At 72.1% G+C, this 258-nt stretch carries 1 protein-coding gene; it reads right to left on the bottom strand.

Annotated features, from left to right (window positions below; all coding sequences use genetic code 11):
• Positions 1–203, bottom strand: a 203-nt coding sequence (locus tag R0K30_RS22540; RefSeq protein ID WP_410613142.1) for a hypothetical protein, incomplete at its 3' end; no start/stop codon positions are given.
• Between the last annotated feature and the right edge of the window lie 55 nt (positions 204–258).

Raw genomic sequence — 258 nt, forward strand, 5'->3', positions numbered from 1 at the left:
GCGGAGACCACGACCGCGAACAGGGCGGTCAGCCCGGCGGTCAGGAGCAGGGTGGCTTCGGCGGCGGCGAAGACCGCGGCCAGCACGCCCAGGGCGGACAGCCCGGCGGCCAGGAACAGGGCGGCTTCGGCGGCCGGCATCAGGGCCAGGGTGGCTTCGGTGGCGAGCACGGCAGATTCGACGAGAACCGCTGATCTCAGCACCCACCTGATCCGGCTTCACCTCTGAGACGCGGGTCCCCAAGCACAAGCGGCGCAC

Source organism: Bacillus sp. SIMBA_154, assembly GCF_046536015.1.
Classification (GTDB): domain Bacteria; phylum Bacillota; class Bacilli; order Bacillales; family Bacillaceae; genus Bacillus; species Bacillus pumilus_P.